The organism is Bacillus tianshenii (assembly GCA_020524525.2).
Classification (GTDB): domain Bacteria; phylum Bacillota; class Bacilli; order Bacillales; family Bacillaceae_N; genus Bacillus_AV.
In genome coordinates, this window is record CP129018.1 from 3,024,194 (window position 1) to 3,050,719 (window position 26,526).

Genomic DNA, 26,526 nt, shown 5'->3' on the forward strand with positions numbered 1-26,526 from the left:
CTTTCAGGACACCTCAGCAACGCAGCTCAGTCCCTTTTCCCAATAAAAAAAGCAGCTATCCTTTTTTCTGGATAACTGCTTCTGCTTATTTATCGTACTTGCACCCAGCCGTTTTTGATTGCAACGACAACGGCTTGTGTACGGTCATTTACATTCATTTTTTGGAGAATGTTACTTACGTGGTTTTTAACGGTCTTTTCACTAATGAATAGTGTTTCACCGATTCCTCTGTTGCTCTTACCATCAGCAAGCAACTGAAGGACTTCGCATTCGCGGCGCGTTAGTATATGTAGCGGTTTACGATATTCGATATCGCCTAGTGAATTGCCAGATGCTTTTTGCTCACCTGATGCTAAGCGGCGGTACTCGTTTACTAAGTTATGGGTTACTTTCGGATGTAAGTATGAACCGCCTTCAGCTACAACCTTTACAGCTTCAATAAGAGCATCGGCATCCATTTCTTTGAGTAAATAACCGCGTGCACCTGTTTTCAAGGCATGGGTTACATAGCTTTCATCATCGTGGATTGAAAGAATAAGTACATTTGTGTCAGGGTACTTTTCCACAAGACGGCGTGTTGCTTCCACTCCATTAATATGCGGCATGTTAATGTCCATGACAACAACATCTGGCTGATGCTGTTCGACAAGCTTAACAGCATCCGTTCCGTCATCACCTTCAGCTACAACATTGAAGTCCTCTTCAAAGTCTAGAATTCGCTTTACACCTTCGCGGAATAATTGATGATCATCGATAATTACGATACGTGTTGTCATATTTTTCCCTCCTGATTCTCTCTCTTCTAACTCTTTTTGTTTTTTATTATTTAAAAATATGTACCTTTTAAGTTTCGAGTGGAACTTGAATGATGATGACGGTTCCTTTGTTTAATTTAGAATCTATTGTAAGTTGGCCTTCGAGAAGCTCTACCCGCTCTTTCATTCCAATTAAACCAAATGCATTCTGCTTTTTCTTAGACGTGTCAAATCCTTTTCCATCATCCTTGATGACCATTGTTGCATGCTTTTTTGTAATTTCCATCTTAACATGAATATACGTTGGTGCTGCATGCTTACAAGAATTTTGTACAGCTTCCTGCACAAGACGGAATAAGGCCACTTCTAAGCGCGGGGCTAGGCGCTGCTCTTTGCCAAGGTGTTCAAATTGTAGCGTTATTTTATGGTACTCTTCAACAGTATTCAAATAACGTCTTAATGTCGGCACTAAACCAAGGTCATCTAATGCCATTGGACGGAGGTCGTAAATGATTTTGCGAACCTCATAAAGCGCTGAGCGGACCATACTGCGCAAGTCCCTAATTTCTTTAAGGGCTTCATCTGCGCCTTTTTCTCGAAAAATGCGGTCAACTAAATCTGAACGCATCATCACATTGGCAAGCATTTGCGCTGGACCATCATGAATTTCACGTGACAGCCGCCTGCGTTCCTCCTCTTGCGCTTCGATGATCTTAAGGCCAAATTCTTGCTTCTCTTTGGCGTCTTCAATTAATTCATTCATCTGCTTAATATCACTTGATAAATAATTGAGGACAACGGTCACCTGGCCAACTAAAGCATCTGCTCGCTCAATTGTATCTCCCAAATTTCGCAGGCGACGCTCTAAGTCATCTCTTCGTTCTCGGAGCTGCTTTTCTTTCTGACGATTCATTGACAATTGCATATTCAGGTCATGTGCTTTCTCATAAGCAGTACGAACTTCTTTTTCACTATAGCTTTTAAAGTGTCTGCTTACTTCAGTTAACCTCATGCGGGCCAATCGTTCGTGCACTTCAATTCGATCGCCTTCATCAATCGTCTCTGTCACAAGCTTACGAATTTCCTTCAACTCTTCTTCAATTCGTTCAAACTCTTGACGTGATTGCTCACCAATTTGGAAAATTTCTTTTTTACTACTCGACACTGTTTCGATCATTTTCTCGAGAATATTGTCGAGAATATTTTCATTTAGTTTTTTTGCTGACATGGACATTCCTCCAGCTTATCGCTGTGTCTGCTACATAAATATGACTATTATAAACTTCGTACCTTACGATGAAATATTGTCTAAAATTTCAATTTATCTTGCTTTTTTATTAAAAAAGTTTCTTTTGTTTTACACTATTACAACTTTTGTATCAAGAATAACCTAAAAGGATTTGCTCACTTACCTAAGTAAAATTATAATGTAATTTAGCTATCGTTTACAGATTTTTATCAAAAAATTAGAGTTTTTAGCAAAAATAGGGGGTCTCGTTTCGACATGTTACTACAGTATCATACTGTGAAAGGCTATGGCGAACATGAAATTGAGATTCAAAAATCTCGTTTCATTAGTTATATTAATCGAGCGACAACAGAAGAGGAAGCTCAACAATTCATTCAAGAAATTAAGAAAAAACATTGGAATGCAACCCATAATTGTTCAGCATATATGATTGGTGAGAATGATCTTATTCAAAAAGCAAATGACGACGGTGAACCGAGCGGAACAGCGGGGGTACCGATGTTAGAAGTATTAAAAAAGAGAAAGCTGAAAGATACAGTTGTCGTTGTCACTCGCTACTTCGGCGGTACCAAATTAGGAGCAGGCGGACTAATCCGCGCTTACGGAGGAGCAACTTCCGAAGGAATCAATGCAACCGGGGTTGTCGAGCGTAAACTAATGAGAATTATGCGCACAACGGTTGATTATACGTGGTTAGGGAAAATAGAAAATGAGCTGCGTTCTTCATCACGCTTCCAAATCAAAGACATCCATTACTTAGAAAGTGTTGAAATCGAAACATATGTAGCTGAGGATGAAAAGAATTCGTTTGTAGAATGGATGACCGAATTGACAAATGGTCAAGGAGAAATCTCGGAAGGTGATGTCGAATATTTGGAAACAGATGTAACCTTGTCATAAGACTAATCGTCAAATGTTGGTGAACAGGCGTGAGATTTGTCTCAAGTGGATAAGCTAATAAAAAGAAGTAGTACATTTAAAGGAGTAATCTTTTCATGACCCGAAGAAGACGTTCGAATCGTTCAAAACGAAAGAACGGTTGGAAAAAGTGGATAATTATATCTCTAACAATATTTGGCCTCCTGCTCGCAGGAACGGCAGCTTATGGATTATATTTAACAAATACAGCGAAGAACTTTGTAGATGGAGCTCAACAGGAGCTGGAAACACGCCAGCATGAAGGAAAGTCCAAAATGCGCTCTACAAAGGTGGATCCTTCTATTGATAATATTTCCATCCTCTTTCTAGGGGTCGATGATAGCTCAACGAGAAACTTTGGCTCTGCCACTCGTACAGATGCAATGATCTTGGCAACATTTAATGAAGAGGAAAAATCAATTAAGATGGTCAGCATTCCGCGTGACTCGCGTGTCGAATTAGCAGGCCGCAACACGATGGACAAAATCACACATGCCCATGCATTTGGCGGAATTGATATGGCTGTGAATACAGTTGAAAATTTATTTGAAATTCCTGTTGATTATTTCGTTCGCGTAAACTTTGAAGCGTTCGTAGAAATTATTAATGCTTTAGATGGTGTTGAAGTCGATGTGCCATTCGAAATTTATGAACAAAATAGCGAAGATGAGAAGAATGCCATTCATATAAATGAAGGGTTACAAACCTTGAATGGTGAGGAAGCGTTAGCGTTTGTTCGGACGCGAAAATATGACAGTGACATTGCACGTGGTCATCGTCAGCAGCAATTGTTGAAAGCATTGCTGCAAAAAACCGTCTCCATTCAGTCCGTTACAAAATATGATGATGTCCTTAAAGGAATCGGCGAAAACTTAACAACAAACATGTCATTCGATGAAATGACAGCATTCCATGATTATGCCTACCAAGGAAGTAAGCTAGATGTCGAAATGCTTTCGATGGAAGGGCAAGCAAGCCGTATTGACCACCTTTACTATTATTTACTAAACGATGAATCAGTGGAAAATATCTCGACAGAGTTCAAGCAACATTTAGAATTAGAGGTTATTGAATAGCAAAGAAGCGACCCCACTAGGTCGCTTCTTTTTTTCTTACTTATAATATTCCACAAATGATTCGTACAATGCTTCAGCAGCTTTTTGTCGGAAGCTGTCTGTTTTTAATTGTGCTTCTTCACTTGGATTTGATAAGAATGCAATCTCTACAAGTGTTGCTGGTATGTTGGACTCACGGATAACATGTAAGCTCTTGCTCTGTGAACCACGGTTATACGTGCCAAGCTTGGATGTCAGCTTCTGAATCGCAATATCTGAAAGCTGCTTGCTTTGTTCCCAACTTGGATTCACGCCAATATGATAGAACGTTGTTGAGCCTCTTGATGTTGACATAAAGGAGTCAGAATGCACACTCATAAATGAATCTGCTCCATTACGATGCGCGATGTCCACACGACCTGATAACGTTATAAAACGGTCATCATTACGTGTTAACGTTACATCTGCACCAGCTTGTTCAAGTAGCTTTGCCAAGCGCTGTGAAATACTTAAGTTCACGGTTTTCTCAAGAAGACCTGTTGCACCTCTTGCACCTGGGTCATGGTCGCCGTGACCTGCATCGATCACAATTCGCTTGCCTTCTAATCCTCTTGGAAGTAGTGTAATTCGTACTTGATTTCCGTCATGACGAGCTACATATTGCCAGCCGTCATTAAGTGCGATATTAATCTTCGTTCCACCATTTGCAGAATGATAAGAAATATCCTTAATTGCTGGATGGCTTTGTTCTAATGGCTCCACAACACCTGTGCTTGTACTAATTGAGACACCATTGCTTGTTAAGTTATGTGCTGAATTGACACGGCCTCTCTTTGTCCAAGTCAGTTCATAACGATGATCTCCATTTGTAACCTTTGGCACAGATAGGCTTGTAAATGTGTTGCCATTGCGCTTCATTTTCAAATAGTAAGAGTGAACATACCCAACTTCTGAACCAGTGTTAATTTTCGCCCAGTTATCAGAAAAGCTAAGAACAGCCACTTGTTGATTTTCGCTTAATGAATCAATACTTCTATATTCAGTTCCCGGACCACTACGAACATTAAGTTGGTCGGCAAGTACATATCCAATAATCTCAGATGAAGGAACCTCTGGCTTTGGCTCTGGCTTTGGCTCTGGCTTCGGTTCCGGAGTTGGTTCCGGTTGAGGCGGAGCTGATACAGAATCATCTGTTCCTTCTTCATCTTGGTTTAACTCTTCTTGGTCACGGGTAATGTATACTGTGCGAGTATCATTATTCCATCCAACCGTTGCGCCAAACGCTTCTGCAAAGAAACGCAGTGGCAATACTGTATAGTTCTTTTCAATTGTCGGAGCAGGGCTTACAGTAAAACTCTTGTTATCGACTTTCACATTCCCTTTATCAATTGTAAATAAAACTTCCTTACCATTGTCTACAGCACGTACTTGGCGTGTTTCTTTTAACCAAGATACTTGTATCCCCATTGACTCTCCAATTTCCCGAAATGGCACTAATACATGACCATGCTTAATCGGTGGTTCAACTGGAAGTGAAATTTTCTCTCGATTGACATAGACATCCACATCAGTATCACTTGATGAGACTGACTTCACAAAGTTGCTATGTACATAGGCAGTACGCCCTCGATAATCAATTTTCAACCACGAACCTGATGTACCTTGAACCGTCACTTTGTCCCCAGTGTTCAGTTGACCATAGATGTCCCCGCTCACCGAGGGTGCGCTTCGAACATTCAGGTCATCTGCATTTACGATACCAGCCGATGCTGCAGCAGTGTGAATAGATGTTACTGCAAAAAAGACCAGCATGAGGATTATGCCTATTCCAAATGATGTGATTTTTCTATTCCTCATAGCACATTTTGCCCCTCCTTCTTCTATTACCACATTTTCAATGTACTTCCTCCATAACCAATGATCAAGACTTTTTGGATATTTGCCAACAAATTGAGACAATTGACCTTCTTTTGTAAAAATTTTGTAATAAAGTATCGAAAAGCGGAGGCGAATCGCTCAGAAATCTTGTTTACTGGAGCCTTCACACATAGAGGCGCTCTTTGCCTCGGAGTGGGAGGGTGAAGTAACACAAGTTTCTATTCGCCGCAGCTAGACATCTTCGAAAATACCAATCCACACAAAAAAACGCCTTGCCATTAGGACAAGACGTTGTTCGTTATGCAAGCGAATCAATGACAAGCTTGGCGGTTTGATTTGCTTGTTGTTTTAGGTCGGTAACTTGTTTTTCTAGTCGAGCTGATTCTGATTCTTTGTTTCGGTATTGTTCAAGGATTAATTGAGTCATCTTCACTTCGAGCCAATCTTCATCAACATGAGCACCAACAGGTTGATTAACTTGCTTCATGAAGGAATCGATTTTCGGGTCATATGACAAGCCAACCATTGGTGTGGAAACAACTGCCGCAAAGATAAGGGCGTGCAGCCTCATTCCAAACAACACATCACTTTCTTTAATGAACGCAATTTTTTCTTGAATTGACGCGTCGTATGGCGCAATCAGTGCATCATGCTTCATGTAGGAAGCGGTTTTCTCAGAAGTGACGGCATCTTGCTTATCATGCATTGGCACAAATAAAACCTTTAATCCTTGGTCAGCACAGTTATCGAGCACCTTGGCAACCTTCTTAAGATACGGTTGCCCTGTTTGCCAGTCACGTACGGATACAGCAAGGATTGGTTCTGTCACACCCATTTCCTTCAACCATGTGCTTTCAAATTGTTCTGCATCCAGCCCAACAACCGGGTCTGGCACAAGCTCAATATTTTTCTTAAATCCAAAAGACTTTAATAAGGCTTGTGATTCTTCATCACGCACAGTAACAAAAGCGGCCTTTGAAAGGACTTGCTTTGTCATCTTCTGGTTCCAGGCTTTTTCAATCGGCCCTAATCCTTGTGCATATATGAAGAACGGCTTGTTAAGCAGCCTTGCCATCTGCATAATACCAAGATAATACGGAACACTTTTCAAGCCTGTTTTATCTTGCAGAAGGCTCCCGCCGCCACTAATCAATCCATCAGATGAACGCAGTGCCTGAAGCACATCGCCCATGCTCCAGCGGTTCACGGCGTTTACACTGTAAGTTTCTTTTGTATATTCTGGGTCATTTGATAGTACGGTAATCCCAATGCCAGGTCGCTCCTTGCGTAGTGCTTCGATAATAGACAGCAAAATCGCTTCGTCCCCAACATTGTGAAACCCGTAATATCCTGATAAAACAACATTCATATTAAAACCTCGCTTGGATCTTTGGCCAAATTTTCTTCACTGCTTTGAAGCAAGCGATTAGAATAACACCGATAATCGCTCCGAAAATTAAACCGTAAATCGTACGGATAAATGAAATGTACAGCGGAATGTGTAAATGCGTAAACGTATTGACCATCGACACAAATCCAATTGCTGCACCTACATAGATAAAGTGTGCATAGCGGTAGCCTTTGCTGACAAGGTACATTCCTAAGATGAAAATCGGGAATCCGATTAAGAACTCTTTCGTCCGCGGGCGAATTCCTAATGTATTCTCTAATAATTGTCGAACTGCTAGCTCAATACTACTTACCCCAACACCAGGGTCATTCCCGCTTCGTGCTACATAGATGAGAACGACGAGCAAACCAGCACCAACAAGTGCAAGCTGATAATACCGAACCGGCGCGAATGCGATTGCCTTAATGCTGTGCCGTAATACGTGAGCTGTCACTAACAGAATCGGCAGTAAATAAAGCACTTTAACGCCTCTAAATTCAACAAATTTCATTAAATATTCATTTCCAAATAACAGCGCTGCAACAAACCATGCTCCGACAAGGCCAATACCTGCAGAGTATAAATACTGCAGCCAAATACGGCTTGTCTTTTCAATATTTTCAGCAGAAAGCACTGCAAATGTTGCTGCAGAAACAGCTGCACCTAACGCCATCGCTTGGAGAATGACTTCCATTTTCGTCGCTGCATAGGCCAGCGTTAGAAGCCCGCCACCAGCGATAACAAGCCAAGCTAATAGTGGAGAAGCCATCAATGCAACTCTCGCAATTAACGCCACTGCTCCAATAAGTGCTGCGAGTGTTATGAGCAAGGATGTGTTCATTTTCGGGTAAGCAGATGCATCTCCAGGCTGGAAGTCAGCAAATTTCTGATTCATAATGTCGTGATGAACATCATCAATCATGTTCGCAGCTTCGTCCAGCATTTCCGTTGGTTTTAATGCTTCATTGTAAAGCTTTTTCTTATGAACGATATGGAAGAATACCGCACGAATATTTCGTTCATTAATCGCTCGAACAGCACGGTCTACGTGACCATCCCAGCCGTCGAAAGGATCAATACTGTGCAAGCGAATAAAGCGGTTGTCGAAATTCTTTTGGTAAGCGCCAAAGCCTTTTTGATTATAAAACTCGATCGACATAATATTAAAGCCTGCCTCATCTAGCTTCTTCACATAAGGCTGTGTGGCTTCATTTTCATGTCCTAACGCTTCTGTTCCAGAAAAAAGAATATCTTGTGCTGTATCATTGTATTTCTCTTTCAAATTAAGCATTTGATCAACAATAAACGTGTTATGTTCAGTAATCTCATTGCTAATTCGGAATACAACATCAAAGCCGTTCTCATGAGCGGTTTCGATTGCAGAAAGGTCATATGTGATTGGACGGGAAAGAATAGCATTCTCAATCCATCCTCTTCCTTCTGAAATCATTTTCTCTGGGAAACCTTCAACGAAATAAACTTGCTCGTCATCTACTTCAACACCAGGTACTTCACGAACGCGCTCTTCAAATGCCTTCAAGAAGGATTGACGAAACTCAGGCTTGTCCCCATCAAATTTGAAATATAAGCCTGCTTCTTCAGGAAAAGCAGACGCATTTTCTTCACCTGCAAGAGAAGCAATTTCCTCTTGCTCATACACGTCGACAATGCCTCTGTTCATTAAGTTGCTTAATGTTACCGGCTCAAATGAAATCGCTTGGACCCTTTGGACCCCGTATTCATTCTTTTCAGCTAATTTCTGATAAATCTCATTTTCAGGCATGCCTGTGTCTGAAAGTGCTTCGATTTCATCGTGCGGAACAATGATTTCATACGATTGATTTGTGAGCTCTGCGCTGGCTCGTTGATAAATATAAGGAATCGTAGCGAGCAAAGCTAAGATAATCACAAGATTTAAAACTTTCTTCAACGCGAACAACCCTTTCGTTTAAGAAGCTTGACTTACCACCGTTTCACACATACTTGGCGAAAGTCATCTATGTAGTACATTCACACTGTAGGTGCTTCATACATATAATGATTAAACCCACTGACATTCTAACATTATTTCATTCTTTTGACTTAATTAATCCAATTACAAGTTAAATCATCAAGGCGGCAAGACGAGGGTACATCCATTTCCATAAAAACGGCACCAGTTTTAAGAAACTGATGCCCGTTTCAGCTTTTAAAAGCTTTTTATTTAACGTCGTGTATTTGCCATTTTGCGGAACAGCTTATGCATCGGCTGGAAATTTTCGTGTACCAGGCCGACTTTTTCAACAACGAATTGGATTACAAACAGCAGCAACGTAATAATCAAAGTTGCGCCCCAAAGGGTTGATTTTGATAATACAATGGCAGCAAGTCCGAAAAATGCACTCATGCCATAGATAATTAATACTGTTGTGCGGTGTGAGAAACCTAAACGCAGTAAGCAGTGATGCAAGTGTGACTTATCTGGCGCTGATAAAGGCTTCTTATGCACAATTCGGCGAATGATTGCAAAGAATGTATCCGAAATCGGTACGCCTAAAATAATGACTGGCAATAATAGCGAGAATACCGTAATGTTTTTAAAGCCTAATAGAGAAATAACTGAAATCATAAACCCTAGGAAAAGAGCTCCTGTATCTCCCATGAAAATCTTCGCTGGATGGAAGTTATAGAATAGGAATCCAACTGTACTTGCAAGCAAGATAAAGCCGACAACCATTACGAATGGGTTAGGCACGATAATCGCCATAATTGAAATCGTCAACACAACGATTGACGAAACACCTGCTGCAAGACCATCCAAGCCATCAATTAAGTTAATGGCATTTGTAATACCGATAATCCAGAAGAATGTTAATGGAACTGCGAAAATTCCAAAGTGAATCGTTGAATTAAATGGTAAGTTGATAAAATCAATTTGTACCCCACCGAAAATAACGACTGCTGCAGCCAAGAATTGGCCAAGCATCTTTACTTTCGGAGAAATTTCGTACATATCATCAAACACACCTGTAATGATGATAATGGTTGCTCCAATAATCAGCGGCCATGTAAATTCATTATCAGGCATCATAATAAGCAACCCGATCATGGCACTTAAATATATCGCCAACCCGCCTAAACGCGGCATAATCCGTTGATGGACTTTACGTTGATTCGGCTGGTCGACTGCTCCAATTTTAATTGCTAGCTTCTTTACTAACGGCGTGAACAATAGCGTTAAGATAAAGCACAATATTGCCGTCCAAACAATCATAATGACACCCCTAGTTCTTTAGGAATCAAATCTTTTTTTAGACTGATTAATCGCTCAAATTCAGTCTGTTATTACTAGATCTACAATCTTTTCTTTATTTTCCATTTGCATACAATTCAATTTACATCAAAGTGATTATATCATAGAACAAAAAAAGCGGTAATCATTTTTTTGCGCTCATTATTAAAAATTAATGACAGTTTGTCGTAAGAAACGACAAAACTCCTCTGCATAGTTTACCGTAATTTTAAGATCCTACACAACCGTGGACCAATTATAGGTATGCCTTGTAGCTCTTCAGCTTCTAATCCTTTTCCAGCTAATACAGCAATTCCGTATATCACTCCTCCCACAGGCACAGCAACCATCGTATAAATTAAGGCATTCATTCTTGACCATACCTCAATATTGAACCAATAAAACGGAAGAGTTAACAAAATTGCCATAAAAATACTCGCAATCATCATGACAAGCTTTGAATAAATCTTGATTGGATAGCTTGTTGCCCGAAGGATAAAGACGACATTTAATAATGTAATGATCATATACACAATCACTGTTGCCCACGCCGCTCCAATTAAGTCGAATGACGAGACAAGCCATAGATTTAATACAGCTTTCAAAATAGCATTTCCAACAATAATAAGAGCTGCTAAGGTTGAACGATTCAAGCCTTGTAAGATCCCAGTTGTAAGAACGGTAAACGATGTAAATAATGAGCTGAAATGGAGGATTGCCAAGACGGCGCTGCCTTCCATATCTTTAAATAACGCATAGTTTATCGGTAATGTTAAGGCCACTAATCCAAGCGCTGCTGGCCAAGAGACCAAGTGAGCAAGCTTTAATGAGCGACCAATATATCGGTTCGTTCCTTCTAGATCGTTTTCGGCGGTTGATTTTGAAATCTTCGGAATTAACGGCAGGATGATAGCGCTGGAAAAAACGACCGCGATTTGTATAAGTGTTAGACCGCGGCTATAAATACTGAACAGCCATTTTACTTGTTCTTCCCCGTATCCATGCCACTTAAGCGCATGCGGAATGGTTAAGGAATCAATCATATTTAACAACGCCATATTCAATGTCCCAAATGCTACTGGAAGTGACAGCTGTAGGATAACCACTGACCACTTACGAAAAGCCCGCCACGTAAGGCGCTCACCCTTCTTAGGCCGTTCTGAAAAGCGCATATATTTTATACGCAAATAGACGAGTGAACCGAGTACGCCTGCAACTGAACTAATCATCACAACACCGGCAATGACGTCAGATTGTTGACCTTGTGCTACAAGTACATATGCCAGCCCGACAACAAGCGCTACACGAATTAATTGCTCTAATACTTGCGAAACAGCTGTCGGCCGCATGTCTTCATAACCTTGGAAGAATCCGCGATAAACAGCCATATATGGTGCAAACAACAATGTTGTCGACACGACCGCAACAGCTAGACGTGTCTCTTGTACACCAAGGGCAATTGCAATTTGCCCTGAAAAAACAAACATTAAGATAAAGCTGATAAACCCAAACAGCAGACCTAAAATCCCTGCTGAAACGAAAATTTCTCGAATGGCTGTTTTATCATTCTTTGCTCGTTGTTCTGAGATTAATTTCGAGATTGCAATTGGAATGCCTGCAACAGACAAAATCAATGCAATCATATAGACAGGATAGACGATGTTAAATAAGCCAAATACTTCATCACCGGCAATGTTTTGCAGCGGAATTCGAAAGACGCTGCCTAGTACCTTTGAAACAAATGTGGCAATCGTAATGATAATTGTACTTTTGACAAACGAATTAGCCATGACGCTTTGACGCCTTTTCCTTCATCACATGGCCAACGAAACGAGGCAGTGCTAACATTCTTCGCCATCTGGATGGCTGCTTGACAAGACGATACAGCCATTCTGCATTCATCTTTTGCCACATTTCAGGCGCGCGTTCGACCTTACCAGCTAATACGTCGAAGCTCCCACCAACTCCAATGAAGACCCCTTTATGAAACTTGTTAATATTTTGGTCAATCCACTGCTCTTGACGAGGGCAACCAAGCGCTACTAATACAAGATCGGCACCTGCTTCATTAATTTGATTCGGAATTGCATCGCTTTCCCAATCAAAGAAGCCGTGATGATAACCTGCAATCTTCACATTAGGGTACTGGCGCTTTACAGCATTTGCAGCTTCCTCAATCACATCTTCTCCAGCCCCAAGCATGTAAAGGTTTAAGGAGCGTTCATTTGCTTTCTTCAATAGCTCATGCATTAAGTCATACCCTGCTACACGTTCTGGAAGCGGGTCACCAAGCATTTCAGCAGCCTTTACAACGCCAATTCCGTCAGCAGTAATGTAATCCGCACGCCCGACAATCTCTTGAAAGACTTGTTCTTCTCGTGCTTTCATCACAATTTCAGGGTTTGCCGTAATGACAAACGCCTTCTCATTCGACTCCCAATGCTTCACAACGCGCTGGGTCATCTCTTCCATTGTTGTATGTAAAAATGGAACTCCTAATATTGAGACGTATCGATTCTCCATAATGTTTCACCATCTTTTTCAAATTAAGTTCGAATTTGTCGTTTTATCGATAAAAAAATCATCCAAGTTTTTGACAGACATTCTATCTTTCGTCATAGCTCTTTCATAATTGTCCCTAACTGTTCATTTTATCAGAGATTCAAGGAAACTTGCTAGAAATTTTTTGTAATAAAAATGGTGATCGGTTTCCTTCGAACGTGAGGAGCTGAAACTCCGGGGAGAAAATGGTGCATATTTACAAAAAAAAAAAAACGCTTGAGCTTCACTATCGCCCAAGCGTCTCCCCTCTTATTTCAATTTTTTAATTGTTTCTTAGCGGTTAAGCGTTACTCCCCCTTAAGCTTCTTAATTTCTTCTTCTGGCAGATCAATAAATTCCTTAATTTCTTCTATTGTCAAACCCTTTTGCAACATCTTCCGCGCTACTGCCTGTATTCCTTCTCGCAGCCCTTCTTGCTTTCCTTCCTGCAATCCTTCCTCTCTTCCTTTCTTATGCCAAGATGTCTCAATCTTCATAACAGCTTCCTCCTCTTCTTCGGGTAAGGTGGTGATTTCGGCTCGAAGCTCGGTTTCTTCTTGTGGATTGAGCTTCAAATATCGCTCGAAAAAGCCTGTAATGAGGGTCATTCTTGCGTCATCTAGCTCCATTTTAACAAGCATGCGCAGGAATTCTTTCTTTACTTGGACGCGTTCAGCCTTACTGTAGTTCATTTTACTAAGCAATGCCGCCGCGGCTGGGTTTGGGGCTTTCAAGTAGTCACGCCAATTAAGCTTTCGCAGCTCGAGCTTGTCAAAGGCAAAGCGCAGCACCTCTTTAAATGGAAAGGTGACTTCAAACGTATCCCGCTCTTCATAGTTTTCGTCATAGCTAAATACAGCAACAGGCAGAATCGGCTTGCGGTGCTTTTCGTACAAACGGCTGAAATACACAAACATCCGCTCATTAAAGGCCTCCTGCTTATAGCTTTGCGGCTCAACGTGGATAATGACAATTGCCTCATCCTGACGCAGGCGCACCTTTGCTAATAAGTCTACACGGCGCTTTTCTCCTTCTAGTATGTCCGTAAACAATTCCTCCGACAGAAATGTGGTCGCTTCAAAGTCAACGGCCTCTGACACATGCGGAAAGAACGCAGCGAAGAACTCTTCAAAAAACGTGCCTAACAGTTCCTTAAACCAACGGTCATGATCTTGATATACAGTTGTCAATAAACAACTTCTCCTTTCTCTTATTATACAACAAATTCGGGAAAATCATCGCTTCTGAAGGAAGTGAAATGAAGCGTAGATGTGGAAATAAAAGGGGTACTTACTTTCTTCTATAAAGGCAACTAAAACCCTCTTTCTCAGAATATAAATACACATACAAAGCACACATTTGCAAAAATCAAAAAATCGCCCGATAACATCGTATCGGACGATTGGTTCGACTATTTTGTTACACGAATGAGGAATGCGGCAAACTCAGCGCGTGTTGTTGCTTTTTCTGGACGATACGAGCCATCAGGATAACCGCCAGTAATGTCGTTTTCCGCTAGCGTTTGAATGGCTTCATATGCCCAATGTGTTTTATTTAAATCGTTAAATGCTTTGTTCCCAGTACCGCTTAGTTCATAAGCTCGCTTAAGAATAGCTGCCATTTGTGCGCGTGTTAACGGCTCATCTGGAGCAAATGTCTCTTCCGTCATTCCGCGAATAATGCCTTCTTCCGCAACCGCTGCTACAGCACGATATGCATAATGGTCACGCTCTAGGTCCTTAAAGCCTGGGTCTGCCACGCTTGAAAGCGGTAAGCTCAAGTCACGAGCAATCATAATCGCTGCTTGTGCACGTGTTAATGAAGCTTCCGGCTTGAACGTTGCATCAGGAAACCCTGTAATGATGCTGTCATCTGTTAACTCTACAATCGCGCCATATGCCCAATGCTTGCTTGTCATATCTTTAAAGCGCGGCTCCGTATGGTTCGGGTTATAAACAGCTTGAAGCTTATCAACGTAGACCGTTCCGCTGTTTTGATTATCAGCAATTGCTTCAGCTACATAAATGCGGTCAAATTTAATCGGTGCCGCAAATCCGCTTGGAAGCTTGGCCGTTACGTACTTCCAGCCCTTCCAATCAAATTCCCCTTCTTCAGTAAAGCTGATTGTATGCTCTTTACCTGTGCCATCGATGATTTTTGCGCGAAGCCAATGGCCGCCACCATCACCGTAAACCCAAGCTCCAAGCTCTAAAGGTTTACCTGGAATCGTAATTTTATTCTTAGCAACAGCATAAGAGGCTTTAATACCTTCTTCTTTTGTTGTGAAGTCATACTTTATGCGAAGTGCACCGCTTCCTTCATACACAGGGCTAGGTGCTTTACTACCTGTTATTTCAGTATTGGCTCTCGCTGAAGCGCTGGACCAATTACTGATTGAATTGAAGTGTTCGAACACTTCAGGCTCAAGGCCGACTTTTACAGGTACGGAAACAGACATTGCACCTGCTGTTGCGATCACTTTCCCTTCACCAACAGTAGAATTCGCTGTGAAAACACCATTGCTTGAGATTGTTCCGATATTTCCTTCAACACGCCATTTTACAGCTGAATTATCAAAGATAATCGGGTCACCGTCATCTGTTAATGGTTTCGCAGTAAATGTTGCTGTTTGACTTGTTCCAATTCGCAATGACTGCGGTGAAACTTTCAATTCTTTAAATCGATCAACGACTGTTACTGGAACTTGTGCTGTACTTGATTGGTAGTTTGCTGTAATCGTAGCTTGTCCAGCTTTCTTGGCAACAAATGTGTCGCCATCCATTTCACCAACTTGGTCGTTGCTTGTACTCCACGCAATATTTCCTTCATTCACAGAAACAGGGTTCAAATATTGGTCAAGCGCGTATTTCACATGAACAGGGAGCCTTGTGCCGATAAACACTTTCCCTTCTTGCTTGGAAAGCTTCATTTGCTTTGCTTCGCCTGTTCTCGTGTTACTAACTGCTAGTAATGTTGTGGAAACAGAGCGTTCAAATCCATCTGACGGGCGATTTTGCAGCGTTGGAACGAACTGACCTAGCTCACGTACTGCCATCGCAGTAGAACCACCGCCATCTAAGTTAATTGCACGATACGCACCTTGACTAATCAAGTATTGTGCTAAGTCACGCATGTTCACCCCGTCACTGTAACCTGATTGACGACCGTCAACCGTGACGACAAAAACACGCTCTCCACTCTTATCAACAGCAATTGCTGTACGCGGCGCACGACCGCTTGCAAAGTAATCACCTTGATTCATCGAAATCGATACTTGGCCATTATCAACTAACAATGGGCCTGTTCCAATCACGTATTTTGCATCCTGCCACGTTGGGTTTAAGTTAAACGTGATTGTCATTTCATCTCCATTTTCAAGGCCTTTTAACTTTTCAGCCCACTCTTTCCCATGCGCTGAAACGATTAATCCGTCTTCCGGCACAGCGCTTGATGGATAATCCCCAATTCCAGTAAGGTTGCTTACCGTCGCTGTAACAGGCTGACCTGCTTCAATATCTTCAAGCTTTGGTTCTAAATTGGTTAAGACAAATTCTGTGCCCCAATGATTTGCCCAAGAACGCTTATATGGGCGGGTGAAGACGACCATTTCTTCTTCATTACGTGGTTCATTAATGCGGTGTGTCGTCACATCCACATCATCTGTTTCCATATGTATTGAATACTTGAAATGCTCAATTTTTGCCTTTCCAGCTTGATTTACACCAAAGGCTACTTGTGAATTAAGCGGGCTGTCTGTTGAAAGTCCATTTAACCCAAAGTTATAAACCTTGTTATCTTTCACAAACAGGCTGATTGGCAGCTTTGTTTTCGGGTCGAAAAAGCCTGCATTCGTTGCTCCAACAACATGATGACCATCTAAGCTATTTGCTTTTGCTTGGTCTGTTACCCTTTTAAGACTGTTAAAAGGTGTTGGAACCCCAACTTCAAGTGTAGTCGTTGGGTCTGCCAAATTCACATCCAGCATATGTACACTGTTTCTTAAGTTATCACCTTTGTATATTGACTCCACATGCGCAACACCTGGCGAAACTTTTGTTTTGCTTTCAGAGACCTTATATGAAAGCGGACTTGCTAGGGCAGTTTCAACACCCAGCACCGACATCACTAAAGTCAATGCAATGAAAAACGCCGACAACTTTCTTGCCATACTTTCCTCTCCCTTTTCTAAAAACTACTATTCTATCTGGAAATGACTACGTTTCTTTCTAATAAATAGTTTCCTTTCCACAACAAAATAAGTTTACCATGCCAATGATTGGTTGTTTAATAGGGAATAAGATCCATAAGTGATAAGACGTCAAAATATTACAAAGCTACAAACCTTGATAATTCAGCATTTTCAACGGTTAATTAAACGTTTGATTAATAATTACAGAGGATGGGAGAAACAAAAATGTAAACATGGCGTAACATTCACTGACGGGTTTTTATTAAAAATATTGCTAGAATACCATTTAGACTGAAAAAATCTTTATCATTACCTATAAACCTTTTGCAGAATATACGATACAATTGAGTATGAATGTGCATGAAAGAAATACCGCCTCTTAACCTAAAGCAGTATCAATTATGTGCATAAAATCCTTCCAATTGCGAAGTATATAGAGTAAAGGGGATTTGCAAATATGTGTGGATTTGTAGGAGTACTATCGAATAAACCGGGACAACCGTTACCGATAAATACGTTTATGAATATGACAAACATTATTACGCATCGTGGTCCTGATGATGAAGGCTACTATGAGGATGAGCATATCCAAATGGGCTTCCGCCGCTTAAGCATCATCGACTTAGAAGGCGGTCATCAGCCACTGTCATATGAAAACCAACGCTATTGGATTACATTTAACGGTGAAATCTATAACTATGTTGAGCTTCGAAAGGAATTAGAAGCGAAAGGTCATACGTTCGCAACAGATTCTGATACAGAAACGATTCTTGCCCTGTATGCTGAAGAAGGCCGGGAAGCAGTGAAGAAGCTGCGCGGCATGTTCGGTTTCGTCATTTGGGACAAACAGCAAAAGGAAATTTTCGCTGCTCGTGACCCGTTCGGCATTAAGCCGTTTTTCTACATGGAGAAGGATGACAAGCTTTTCTTCGGATCAGAAAAGAAAAGCATTCTGACAGCTATGGACGAGGATGAAGTGAACCCAGAAGCATTGCAGCATTATTTTACGTATCAATACGTACCAGACCCACTAAGCTTGTCAAAAAACATTCGCAAGCTTACACCAGGTCACTTTATTCATAAGAAAATCGACGAGCCAATGACCATTCAGAAATATTGGCAAGCAACGTTCAAACCAGTAAACTTGTCAAAACAAGAAGCGATTAAAGAAATCAAAGACGTCATGTACGATTCTGTAAATGTACATATGCGTAGTGATGTGCCGGTCGGCTCATTCCTTTCAGGTGGCATTGATTCAACTGCGATCGCTTCCATTGCAAAGGAATTCCACCCTGGCATTAAGACATTCTCTGTCGGCTTTGAACGTGAAGGCTTCAGTGAAGTAGATGTGGCAAAGGAAACAGCGGATAAGCTTGGCGTTGAGAACATTCAATATGTTGTGACACCTGAGGAATATATTCAAGAGCTTCCGAAGATTATGTGGCATATGGATGACCCGCTCGCTGACCCAGCAGCTGTACCGCTCTATTTCGTAGCACGTGAAGCAAGCAAGCATGTGAAAGTTGTTCTCTCAGGTGAAGGGGCAGATGAATTGTTCGGCGGCTATAACATTTACCGTGAGCCTTATTCATTAAAGATGTTCTCGTACTTGCCTGAACCAGGGAAGAAATTGTTGAAAGCGGTAGCTCAGCAGTTACCTGAAGGCGTTAAAGGAAAGAGCTTCATCGAGCGCGGTTGTTCAAAGATCGAGGAACGCTATGTCGGAAATGCAAAGATGTTCTTAGAGAACGAAAAGCGCAGCTTAATGAAAGCATACAACCCAAATGCACACTACCAAACAGTCACTGCACCGTTCTATCAGCAAATTAAGCAATATGATGATGTGAATAAAATGCAATTTATCGATATTCATACGTGGATGCGCGGCGACATTTTATTGAAAGCAGATAAAATGACAATGGCCCATTCACTAGAGCTGCGTGTTCCATTCCTGGACAAGGAAGTGTTCAACACAGCTTCTAAGCTTGCACCAGAATTGAAAATCGCCAATAACACAACAAAGTATATTTTACGCGAAGCGATGGCTGAGATTATTCCAGAACACGTCATTAACCGCAAAAAACTCGGCTTTCCAGTACCAATTCGTCACTGGCTGAAAAATGAGCTGCATGACTGGGCAGTAAACCTGATCAAAGAAAGCAATACAGATCACCTAATTGAAAAATCAGTCATCCTTAAACTACTCGAAGACCATTGCCAAGACAAATACGATTACAGCCGTAAAATTTGGACAGCTCTCATGTTCATGCTATGGCATCAAGTCTATATCGAGAAGAAACATTCATTCTTCACCCCTGAAACATCTCGCGAAGAAGTAAAGCAATAAGAACGTCTACACAAATAGAAAAAGAGCGTATCCATAGTGGGTACGCTCTTTCTTATGGTATATAGGTAATTGCCTGCTTGCCCATTTGTTCCCAAGCTTGCTTGAACTCTTTTCGAGGCGCTTTATTATTTTTCTTAGGGTGAAGCGGGTCGTTAAAATAAATATATTTGCTGTCATAGCCGGTGATAATGACAGAATGCTCTTTGAACGTTATTTTGATTGGGCCGTCAGGTGTTTTCCATTTCTGAAAGCTTGATTGTGGAAGTGGTTGATAGGACGTGTTCGTAATCACCCATACAGGCCGGCGTCGACTAACATGATAGAGGACCTCTGTAAAACTACCTCCCGTTAAATTCCGCACTTGATTGGGCAAATACTGCTGTGCAAGCTCATAGATTGGCTTATGATAGACACCGTAGCCAGGATTGTCACGACTATACATATCCCCTACAAATCCATTATTGGGATTACCAAAATATACTTCACCATTTTGAACTTTAAACGGCGTTGCATCCTTCTTCACTTGCTTCGCAAGTCTCGTCTTGGTCACATCTACCCCAGCATGCTGCAGCATCATTGCTAAGCTTGTTACTTCACAACCACGCGGAAGCTCTGGGTATTGCTGAATGAGCGGTGCTTCAAACTTAACACTTTCAGGCAAGTCTTCAGGCTTAATTTCCTTACCATACAGGCGTTCAATCTCGCTCGAAACTTCATACACACCTTCATAGCCCTCTCCAGCAAAAATCCCCTCTTCAAGCTCTTGCTCCTCGTTCACCACAGGTAATGAAAGCCGTTCAAACCAGTCTTGTTTAATGGCATGTGTCACACCAATTCCGATAAATAACGCGCCGAACAAACCAGCATACACACTAGCAACCTTCCGTAACCGCTTGTCTAACTGTCCCTTTAATATAACCAAAAGCGCCGAAAGTGACATAAGCGCTGTAATAATAAGCAAAATAATTGTCATGGCTGTGCTCGCCTTTCATTTTAAAGCTTTTATATGCACATTTTACCAACAAATCAGCGATGACTCTATTATTTTGCGTTAATTCATATTCGGCGCATTCACTTTTTGCTTTAATTTTTCAGCTTTTCGATATGCATTCAGCCAATAGATAATTGGTAGCAATAGAACAGCCACACATGCAATCCCAATCCAGCCGAATCCGTCCCAAATAAAGCCTGTAACTGTACCACCAGATGCAACACCAATATAATAGCTGACCAAATAAAGCGATGATGCGCCGCCCTTATGATGCTCTGCCCGCATGTTCACAAGTGCCGCTGCCATGGAATGAGCAATAAAGAAACCAAGACATAATACACACAAACCAACTGAAATAACGAAAACAGAAGGCACCATTGTCAACGCTGAGCCAACTATTAAAATAATCGCCCCAGACATAATAAATGTATTGTGGCCAATGCGATCAGTAAGCCTTCCAGCAATCGGTGAGCCAATAACCCCCATGGAATACGCAAGATATGTAAGGGAAATTTCCTTTATCGACAATGAAAATGGCGGCTCTCCTAAGTAAAAGGGTAAGTATGTCCAGATTCCAGTAAATGATGTTTGAAGCGTGATACCAAGTAGAAATGCCGGGATTAGCAATGGATTTGTTAAATGAACAAACATTCCTGTAAGGTCATCCTTCATACTAGCTGTGCTCGGTTCAAAGCCACGAGACGGCGGCAATTGAAAATAAAATAACAAATAAAACACCAAGCCAATCCCAGCCAATACAAGAATAGAAGTCTGCCATGACGTATAATCAGATACAAATCCGACAAGCACCCTGCCGCCCATACCACCAATCGCATTGGTAGCAATATAAACGGTGATACCAATCCCAACACTGCGTCGCTCAAACTCTTCCCCAATATAAGCAATCGCAGCAGCAGGCAGACCTGCAATGAAAAACCCTTGGATAAATCGAAAAACAAGAATAAGCCAAAATGACGATAAAAATGGAATAATAAATAACGGAAGAATTGAGAGCAGCAATGTCACCTTCATTAAACCTACCCTGCCGCTCCGATCAGATAAAAAGCCAAAATACAATAATCCACAAATCATCGATAATACGGATAATGACAGTGATAAACTAGCCGTTGTCGGTGAAATATGAAACTCCTTAACAAAAGCCGGCAAAATCGGATGTACCATATATAAATTTGAAAATGTCAAAATAGAAGCGACTCCTAGTGCAGAAAGCGCCATCCAAAATTTTCGGTCACGCGGTGTATACTTCTCAGTAGTAGCCACCCCTTGTACCATCGTCTTTCACTTCCTTCAATGTTCAAATTTTCGAAAAATATTATCCTTATTTTCAACCTAAATGAATAGGAATTCAAGGATAATTCCCTAATCCAGCCAATTTCACACAAAAACAACAATCAATTAAAGTTTTTTAGCATAATAGCATACTGTTCCTTACCTTTCATTACAGCAAAAAAGCTGACGCAATTCATACGTCAGCTTTCCTTTGATTATTGAGGAGCTCCGCCTGATGCACCAGGCATGTAGCCTTCTTTAAATAAACGGAATTCCTCTTTCAGAACGGCATATTCTTTTTGTTTGTTTAAGATTTGTAAACGTGCTTGCTGAACCTGCAAACGTACTTGCTCAACATCTGTTAAAGTAATTAAGCCTTTGTCATACGTTTTCTTCGTTCCTTCATATAACTCTTCAGCAATCTTCAAATTTTCTTTATATAGCTTTAATTCTTCATGCATGCTATCAAATTGAGCAGCATAACGGTAGCTTAGTAGCTCTAGGCGGTCTTTCTGTTGAAGCAGCTTCACTTCTGCTTCATCTAATTCTTCAGAATAATAGTCTTGAAGCTCGTCTTCTGCTTTACTGCGGCCACTTTTCGCCTCATCATATTGGTCTTCAGCCATTGCTAGCTGTGCTTGGGCAGAACCAAGCTTTTGAGTTAGTTCTTGAATAAGCGCCGGGTCAGGCGTTGGACTTGCCTTCGCTTGCTGTAGTGCTGCTTCTGTTTGTTGAACAGCTTTTTCCGCTGCGTCAATTTGTTTTTCATATTGGTCTTCGCCAGGTACCTTTAAGTTTTCTGCATCATCAATAATTTCCTCGTAGGTTGCCACTGCTGTATTAAGCGGAATTAAGGAATCATGTTCTTTTAGAACTTTTTCTGTTGTTTTGCTCGGTAAGTATTCTCCTTGATTAAGAAGGGAGAATTCCGGAACGCGAACTTGCATTTCTTTTGTAATTGAATTTTTCAAGCTTTGATTCAGCTTATATTTCATTGTCTTCAGATCGTCCTGCATGCCTTCTACTTCTGCTTTGGCATTGTTCACTTTCATCTCGGCCTGAATTAAATCCATTTCACTTACAATTCCACGCTTACGTTTACTGAAGGTAATGTTATATTCACTATCAGCTAACTCTACGTTTTGCTTCTTCACTTTTAAGCTTTCATTTAACATCCAGTAGTTATAAAGGTCATCATAAGCTGACATTTCGGCTTGAAGTTTTGTTTGAATATCTTGGTAGTCATTACTTTTCGCTTGTAGCTCTTCAAGCTCATCTGAAAAGTTTGATTGAAACTGCTTTGTTTTCGAAGAAAGCTCTGTCTCATTTCCTGCTGTAATCTGTGTATTATAGTCTTGTGTTTTGATTTTTTGGACAGCACTTTCAACATTGTAGGTTTGCACCTCATCTGCTGTTGACAAAGACGATGACACAGGAATAAGCATTGCCGCTGCTAATAATCCAACTGCTGTTCGTTTCTTCATGGTATCCACCTTTCTTAATTGCCCCCTCTTAAGGGGAAGCAAGGCACGATAGCCTTGCTCTTAATTAACTGGTAAATCATTATTTTTCGCTTGCTTCTTTTTACGACGCTTTGTAAATAATCCTTTGAACCAACGTGCGGTATCATCGACATATGTGTACATCACTGGAATTAACAACAGTGTAAAGAAAGTTGAGGTTGTTAATCCAAAGATGATTACAACGGCAAGTGGAATTTGCGACTCTCCGCCTTCTCCAAATCCTAACGCAAGCGGTACCATCCCTAGTACGGTCGTTAACACAGTCATTAGAATCGGTCGTAAACGGCTCGGACCTGCTTTTAAAATCGCTTCAGCCCGGTCGAATCCTCGCTCACGTAGAATATTAATGTAATCCACTAACACAATCGCGTTATTTACAACGATACCGGCGAGCATAATAATCCCGATAAATGCTGGAATACTAAACGGCTGACCTGACACGAACAGCCCTACTAATACCCCGACAAGCATCGTCGGCATGGAGAACATAATAATAAACGGATAGACAAATGATTCAAACTGAACTGCCATTACCGTATATACAAGGAAGATTGAGAAAATCAATGCTAACGCAAGATTCTGGAAAGATTCTTGCATATCTTCTGATTGACCACCAATTTGATAGTCATAGCCATCAGGAAAGTTCATGCCTTCAAGCGCACGTTTCACTTCCGCTGTGACACTTCCTAAATCTCGCCCCTCTACACCAGCTGTCACTTGTACTTGACGCTGCTGATTTTCGCGGTTAATTTGCGCTGGACCTTTGATTTGCTCTAATTCTGCAACTGCTGAAAGTGGAATCATCGTCCCGTTTTGTGTACGAATCTTTAATTGTTCTAAATCACTAATGGCTGAACGCTCCTCTTCTGGAAGTAGGACACGTACATTAAACTCATCGCCGCCCTCTCGATAGAGAGTTGCGATTTTACCGTTAAAGGCTAGTTCAACCTCACTCATAATTTGTTGATACGTGAGACCAAATTTCGAAGCAATTTCACGATTCACTGTTACGTTAATTTCTGGTCTGCCTTCAGAAGCAGAGCTTTCTGGGTTTTGGACCCCTTTAATATCCTCTAGCAACCACACAACTTGGTCACCGATTTCTGTTAACACTTCTTGCTCTGGACCACGAAGATTAATTGAAATCGGATCTCCTGTGCCAAGCCCAGCTTCCATTTCAGAAACCGTAATTTCTGCTCCTGGAATATCTGCGACACGCTCTTTCATTTCACTTACAAATTGCTGTGTTGTCATTTCTCGCTGCTCAGGGTCAACCAATAAGATTTGGAAGCTTCCTTTATTTGCGCTAGCTGAAAGCCCTGTGTTCACATCCGTTGCGATTGAAAGATAGCTTGTTTGAATAACCTTCTCATAAGACTCCATCTCTTGGGTAATCTGGGCTGCAACTGCTTCCGTCGTTTCAATCTTAGAGCCTGACGGTGTTTCCAAATCAATTTGTACCTGTCCTTGGTCAGAAGCTGGAATAAATTCCGTACCAATTTGCGGAGCAACGGCAAAGCTTCCGACAACTGCTAGTACTGTAACGAGAATCGTTGTTTTACGATGCCCGAGCACCCAGTTCAACAATCGCTCATAGACTTTGTTGATTTTACCAAATATGCGGACAAACCAACCTTTCTGTTCCTTCTCTGCCTTAATCGGCTTCCGCAAAAGCTGCGACGATAACATCGGTATTAATGTTAACGAAACAACGAGTGAAGCAATCAATGAAAAAGAAACAGTCAATGCCAATGGCGTAAATAGCTCAGAGGCAATTCCATCAACGAACACGATTGGCAAGAATACGACTAAGCTTGTCGTCGTAGAAGCGATAACTGCTGATGCCAATTCTGAAGCACCTTTCATTGCCGCTTCCTTAATCGAAGCGCCGTCTTGCCTGTAACTAAAGACATTCTCGAGAATAACGATCGAGCTGTCGACCATCATCCCAATTCCTAACGCCAATCCACCCATCGTCAGGATATTAACTGTCTCACCTGTAAAATACATCAACGTAAATGTAGCGATAATCGCAATTGGGATTGACATTCCGACAACAAGCGTTGCGCGGATACTTCGTAAGAACAAGAACAAGACGAAGACGGCTAATGCACCACCAACAATCATGTTTGTCGTTACTGATTTAATTGAATCACGAATAAATGTTGACGTATCAAACACGACAGAAAGCTCGACGCCTTCTGGTAAGTCTTCATTAATCTCATCCATCGCTTCAAGCAACGCATCCGCAACTTCAATTGTATTGCCATCTGATTGCTTAAGCGCTGAAAGAACAATCGATTCTTCCCCGTTCACTTTCGAGATTGTTTGAACATCTTTATATGTATCAATGATCGTAGCAACCTCTTCAAGCTTTATTTCTCCACCTTGTGGCAATGGAATGATCGCATCGCGAATATCGTCAACCGATTCGAATTCCCCTTCAACACGAATTTGCAGCTCTTGGCTCCCTTTGGAAATAACGCCTGCTGAAGTGGACACATTCTCAGCGCCAATAGCTTGAACAATTTGTGAAGACGTTAACCGATATTGGGCAAGCTTTCCTGAATCAAGTTCGACTTGAATTTCTCTTGTTTTCCCACCATCGATTGAAACAGATGCAACACCTTCTGCACGCTCTAAGTACGGCTGTACTTGGTTTTCCGCAATAAGCTGAAGCTTCTCAGGTTTATCCCCTGTTAACCCCATATACATGACTGGGATTTGTTGAGGGTCAAAGCGCAGAACAGATGGGTCATTTGCATCTTCTGGGAGAGCGCCTTTCACTTGGTCTACCTTCTCACGCACTTCAATCAATGCGTTATCTAAGTCTGTCCCAGTTGAAAATTGCAAGATTACAAGTGATGAATTTGGCTGTGACCGAGATTGCACCGTTTCAACACCTTCAATTGCTGAGACGGAGGATTCAACCGGCTTACTAATTAACTTCTCAACTTCTTCCGGTGCTGCGCCAGGATAACTTGTCGCAACAACAGCAATCGGAAAATCAACGTCTGGATATAAATCAACTGCTAAATCTCTTAACGAAACAAGTCCAAGGGCAATGACGGCAAGCACGATCATAATTACCCCAACTGGACGTTTTACGGAAACATCAACAAGTTTCAA

The 26,526-nt window shown here is 41.4% G+C and carries 17 protein-coding genes; 3 read left to right on the forward strand and 14 right to left on the reverse strand.

Annotated features, from left to right (window positions below):
- Window positions 1-89 precede the first annotated feature (89 nt).
- Window positions 90-776 carry a response regulator transcription factor gene (locus LC040_15290; GenBank protein ID WLR50611.1) on the reverse strand — a complete coding sequence of 229 codons (687 nt, stop codon included), beginning with the start codon at window positions 774-776 and terminating at the stop codon, window positions 90-92.
- Between the two features lie 67 nt (window positions 777-843).
- Window positions 844-1,983: a sensor histidine kinase gene (locus tag LC040_15295; protein WLR50612.1), complete on the reverse strand. Its 1,140-nt coding sequence runs from the start codon at window positions 1,981-1,983 to the stop codon at window positions 844-846.
- Between the two features lie 276 nt (window positions 1,984-2,259).
- On the opposite strand from LC040_15295, the gene LC040_15300 reads away from it, so the two are divergent.
- Together LC040_15300 and LC040_15305 are read left to right on the forward strand one after the other, a co-directional pair.
- The gene (locus tag LC040_15300; GenBank protein WLR50613.1) at window positions 2,260-2,904 is read left to right on the forward strand and encodes a YigZ family protein; all 645 of its coding nucleotides are present in this window, start codon (window positions 2,260-2,262) and stop codon (window positions 2,902-2,904) included.
- Between the two features lie 95 nt (window positions 2,905-2,999).
- The gene (locus LC040_15305; protein WLR50614.1) at window positions 3,000-3,998 is read left to right on the forward strand and encodes an LCP family protein; all 999 of its coding nucleotides are present in this window, start codon (window positions 3,000-3,002) and stop codon (window positions 3,996-3,998) included.
- Window positions 3,999-4,034: 36 nt separating this feature from the next.
- Here the strand turns inward: LC040_15305 and LC040_15310 are convergent, their stop codons facing one another.
- From LC040_15310 to LC040_15345, 8 genes are all read right to left on the reverse strand, one after another.
- Entirely contained in the window at window positions 4,035-5,834 is a 1,800-nt protein-coding gene (locus LC040_15310) for an N-acetylmuramoyl-L-alanine amidase (protein WLR50615.1), read from the reverse strand.
- A 319-nt stretch (window positions 5,835-6,153) separates the two neighbouring features.
- Entirely contained in the window at window positions 6,154-7,224 is a 1,071-nt protein-coding gene (csaB, locus tag LC040_15315; GenBank protein ID WLR50616.1) for a polysaccharide pyruvyl transferase CsaB, read from the reverse strand.
- Between the two features lies 1 nt (window position 7,225).
- Complete coding sequence (locus tag LC040_15320; protein WLR50617.1) at window positions 7,226-9,175, reverse strand: DUF5693 family protein; 1,950 nt, start codon at window positions 9,173-9,175, stop codon at window positions 7,226-7,228.
- A 273-nt stretch (window positions 9,176-9,448) separates the two neighbouring features.
- Window positions 9,449-10,498 carry an MraY family glycosyltransferase gene (locus tag LC040_15325; GenBank protein ID WLR50618.1) on the reverse strand — a complete coding sequence of 350 codons (1,050 nt, stop codon included), beginning with the start codon at window positions 10,496-10,498 and terminating at the stop codon, window positions 9,449-9,451.
- Between the two features lie 236 nt (window positions 10,499-10,734).
- Window positions 10,735-12,306: a polysaccharide biosynthesis protein gene (locus LC040_15330; GenBank protein ID WLR50619.1), complete on the reverse strand. Its 1,572-nt coding sequence runs from the start codon at window positions 12,304-12,306 to the stop codon at window positions 10,735-10,737.
- Entirely contained in the window at window positions 12,299-13,039 is a 741-nt protein-coding gene (locus tag LC040_15335; protein ID WLR50620.1) for a WecB/TagA/CpsF family glycosyltransferase, read from the reverse strand. The genes LC040_15330 and LC040_15335 overlap by 8 nt, the downstream gene beginning before the upstream one ends.
- Before the next feature lie 326 nt (window positions 13,040-13,365).
- Window positions 13,366-14,247, reverse strand: coding sequence for an Rpn family recombination-promoting nuclease/putative transposase (locus LC040_15340; protein WLR50621.1), 882 nt, complete (start codon window positions 14,245-14,247; stop codon window positions 13,366-13,368).
- Window positions 14,248-14,468: 221 nt separating this feature from the next.
- On the reverse strand, window positions 14,469-17,225 hold the full coding sequence (locus LC040_15345) for an S-layer homology domain-containing protein (protein WLR50622.1): 2,757 nt from the start codon (window positions 17,223-17,225) through the stop codon (window positions 14,469-14,471).
- A 478-nt stretch (window positions 17,226-17,703) separates the two neighbouring features.
- On the opposite strand from LC040_15345, the gene asnB reads away from it, so the two are divergent.
- A complete protein-coding gene (asnB, locus tag LC040_15350; protein WLR50623.1) occupies window positions 17,704-19,593 on the forward strand; it encodes an asparagine synthase (glutamine-hydrolyzing) in 1,890 nt (629 codons plus the stop codon).
- A gap of 52 nt (window positions 19,594-19,645) precedes the next feature.
- Here the strand turns inward: asnB and LC040_15355 are convergent, their stop codons facing one another.
- The 4 genes from LC040_15355 to LC040_15370 form a co-directional block, all read right to left on the reverse strand.
- Window positions 19,646-20,566, reverse strand: coding sequence for a C39 family peptidase (locus LC040_15355; protein ID WLR50624.1), 921 nt, complete (start codon window positions 20,564-20,566; stop codon window positions 19,646-19,648).
- A 78-nt stretch (window positions 20,567-20,644) separates the two neighbouring features.
- Window positions 20,645-21,877, reverse strand: coding sequence for an MFS transporter (locus LC040_15360; protein WLR50625.1), 1,233 nt, complete (start codon window positions 21,875-21,877; stop codon window positions 20,645-20,647).
- 212 nt (window positions 21,878-22,089) lie between these two features.
- Entirely contained in the window at window positions 22,090-23,358 is a 1,269-nt protein-coding gene (locus tag LC040_15365) for a TolC family protein (protein ID WLR50626.1), read from the reverse strand.
- A gap of 60 nt (window positions 23,359-23,418) precedes the next feature.
- Window positions 23,419-26,526: an efflux RND transporter permease subunit gene (locus tag LC040_15370; GenBank protein ID WLR50627.1), complete on the reverse strand. Its 3,108-nt coding sequence runs from the start codon at window positions 26,524-26,526 to the stop codon at window positions 23,419-23,421.

Coding starts and splice junctions, on each gene's coding strand:
- LC040_15290 (WLR50611.1), bottom strand. CDS start 776: ATGACAACACGTATCGTAATTATCGATGATCATCAATTATTCCGCGAA.
- LC040_15295 (WLR50612.1), bottom strand. CDS start 1,983: ATGTCAGCAAAAAAACTAAATGAAAATATTCTCGACAATATTCTCGAG.
- LC040_15300 (WLR50613.1), top strand. CDS start 2,260: ATGTTACTACAGTATCATACTGTGAAAGGCTATGGCGAACATGAAATT.
- LC040_15305 (WLR50614.1), top strand. CDS start 3,000: ATGACCCGAAGAAGACGTTCGAATCGTTCAAAACGAAAGAACGGTTGG.
- LC040_15310 (WLR50615.1), bottom strand. CDS start 5,834: ATGAGGAATAGAAAAATCACATCATTTGGAATAGGCATAATCCTCATG.
- csaB (WLR50616.1), bottom strand. CDS start 7,224: ATGAATGTTGTTTTATCAGGATATTACGGGTTTCACAATGTTGGGGAC.
- LC040_15325 (WLR50618.1), bottom strand. CDS start 10,498: ATGATTGTTTGGACGGCAATATTGTGCTTTATCTTAACGCTATTGTTC.
- LC040_15330 (WLR50619.1), bottom strand. CDS start 12,306: ATGGCTAATTCGTTTGTCAAAAGTACAATTATCATTACGATTGCCACA.
- LC040_15335 (WLR50620.1), bottom strand. CDS start 13,039: ATGGAGAATCGATACGTCTCAATATTAGGAGTTCCATTTTTACATACA.
- LC040_15345 (WLR50622.1), bottom strand. CDS start 17,225: ATGGCAAGAAAGTTGTCGGCGTTTTTCATTGCATTGACTTTAGTGATG.
- asnB (WLR50623.1), top strand. CDS start 17,704: ATGTGTGGATTTGTAGGAGTACTATCGAATAAACCGGGACAACCGTTA.
- LC040_15355 (WLR50624.1), bottom strand. CDS start 20,566: ATGACAATTATTTTGCTTATTATTACAGCGCTTATGTCACTTTCGGCG.
- LC040_15360 (WLR50625.1), bottom strand. CDS start 21,877: ATGGTACAAGGGGTGGCTACTACTGAGAAGTATACACCGCGTGACCGA.
- LC040_15365 (WLR50626.1), bottom strand. CDS start 23,358: ATGAAGAAACGAACAGCAGTTGGATTATTAGCAGCGGCAATGCTTATT.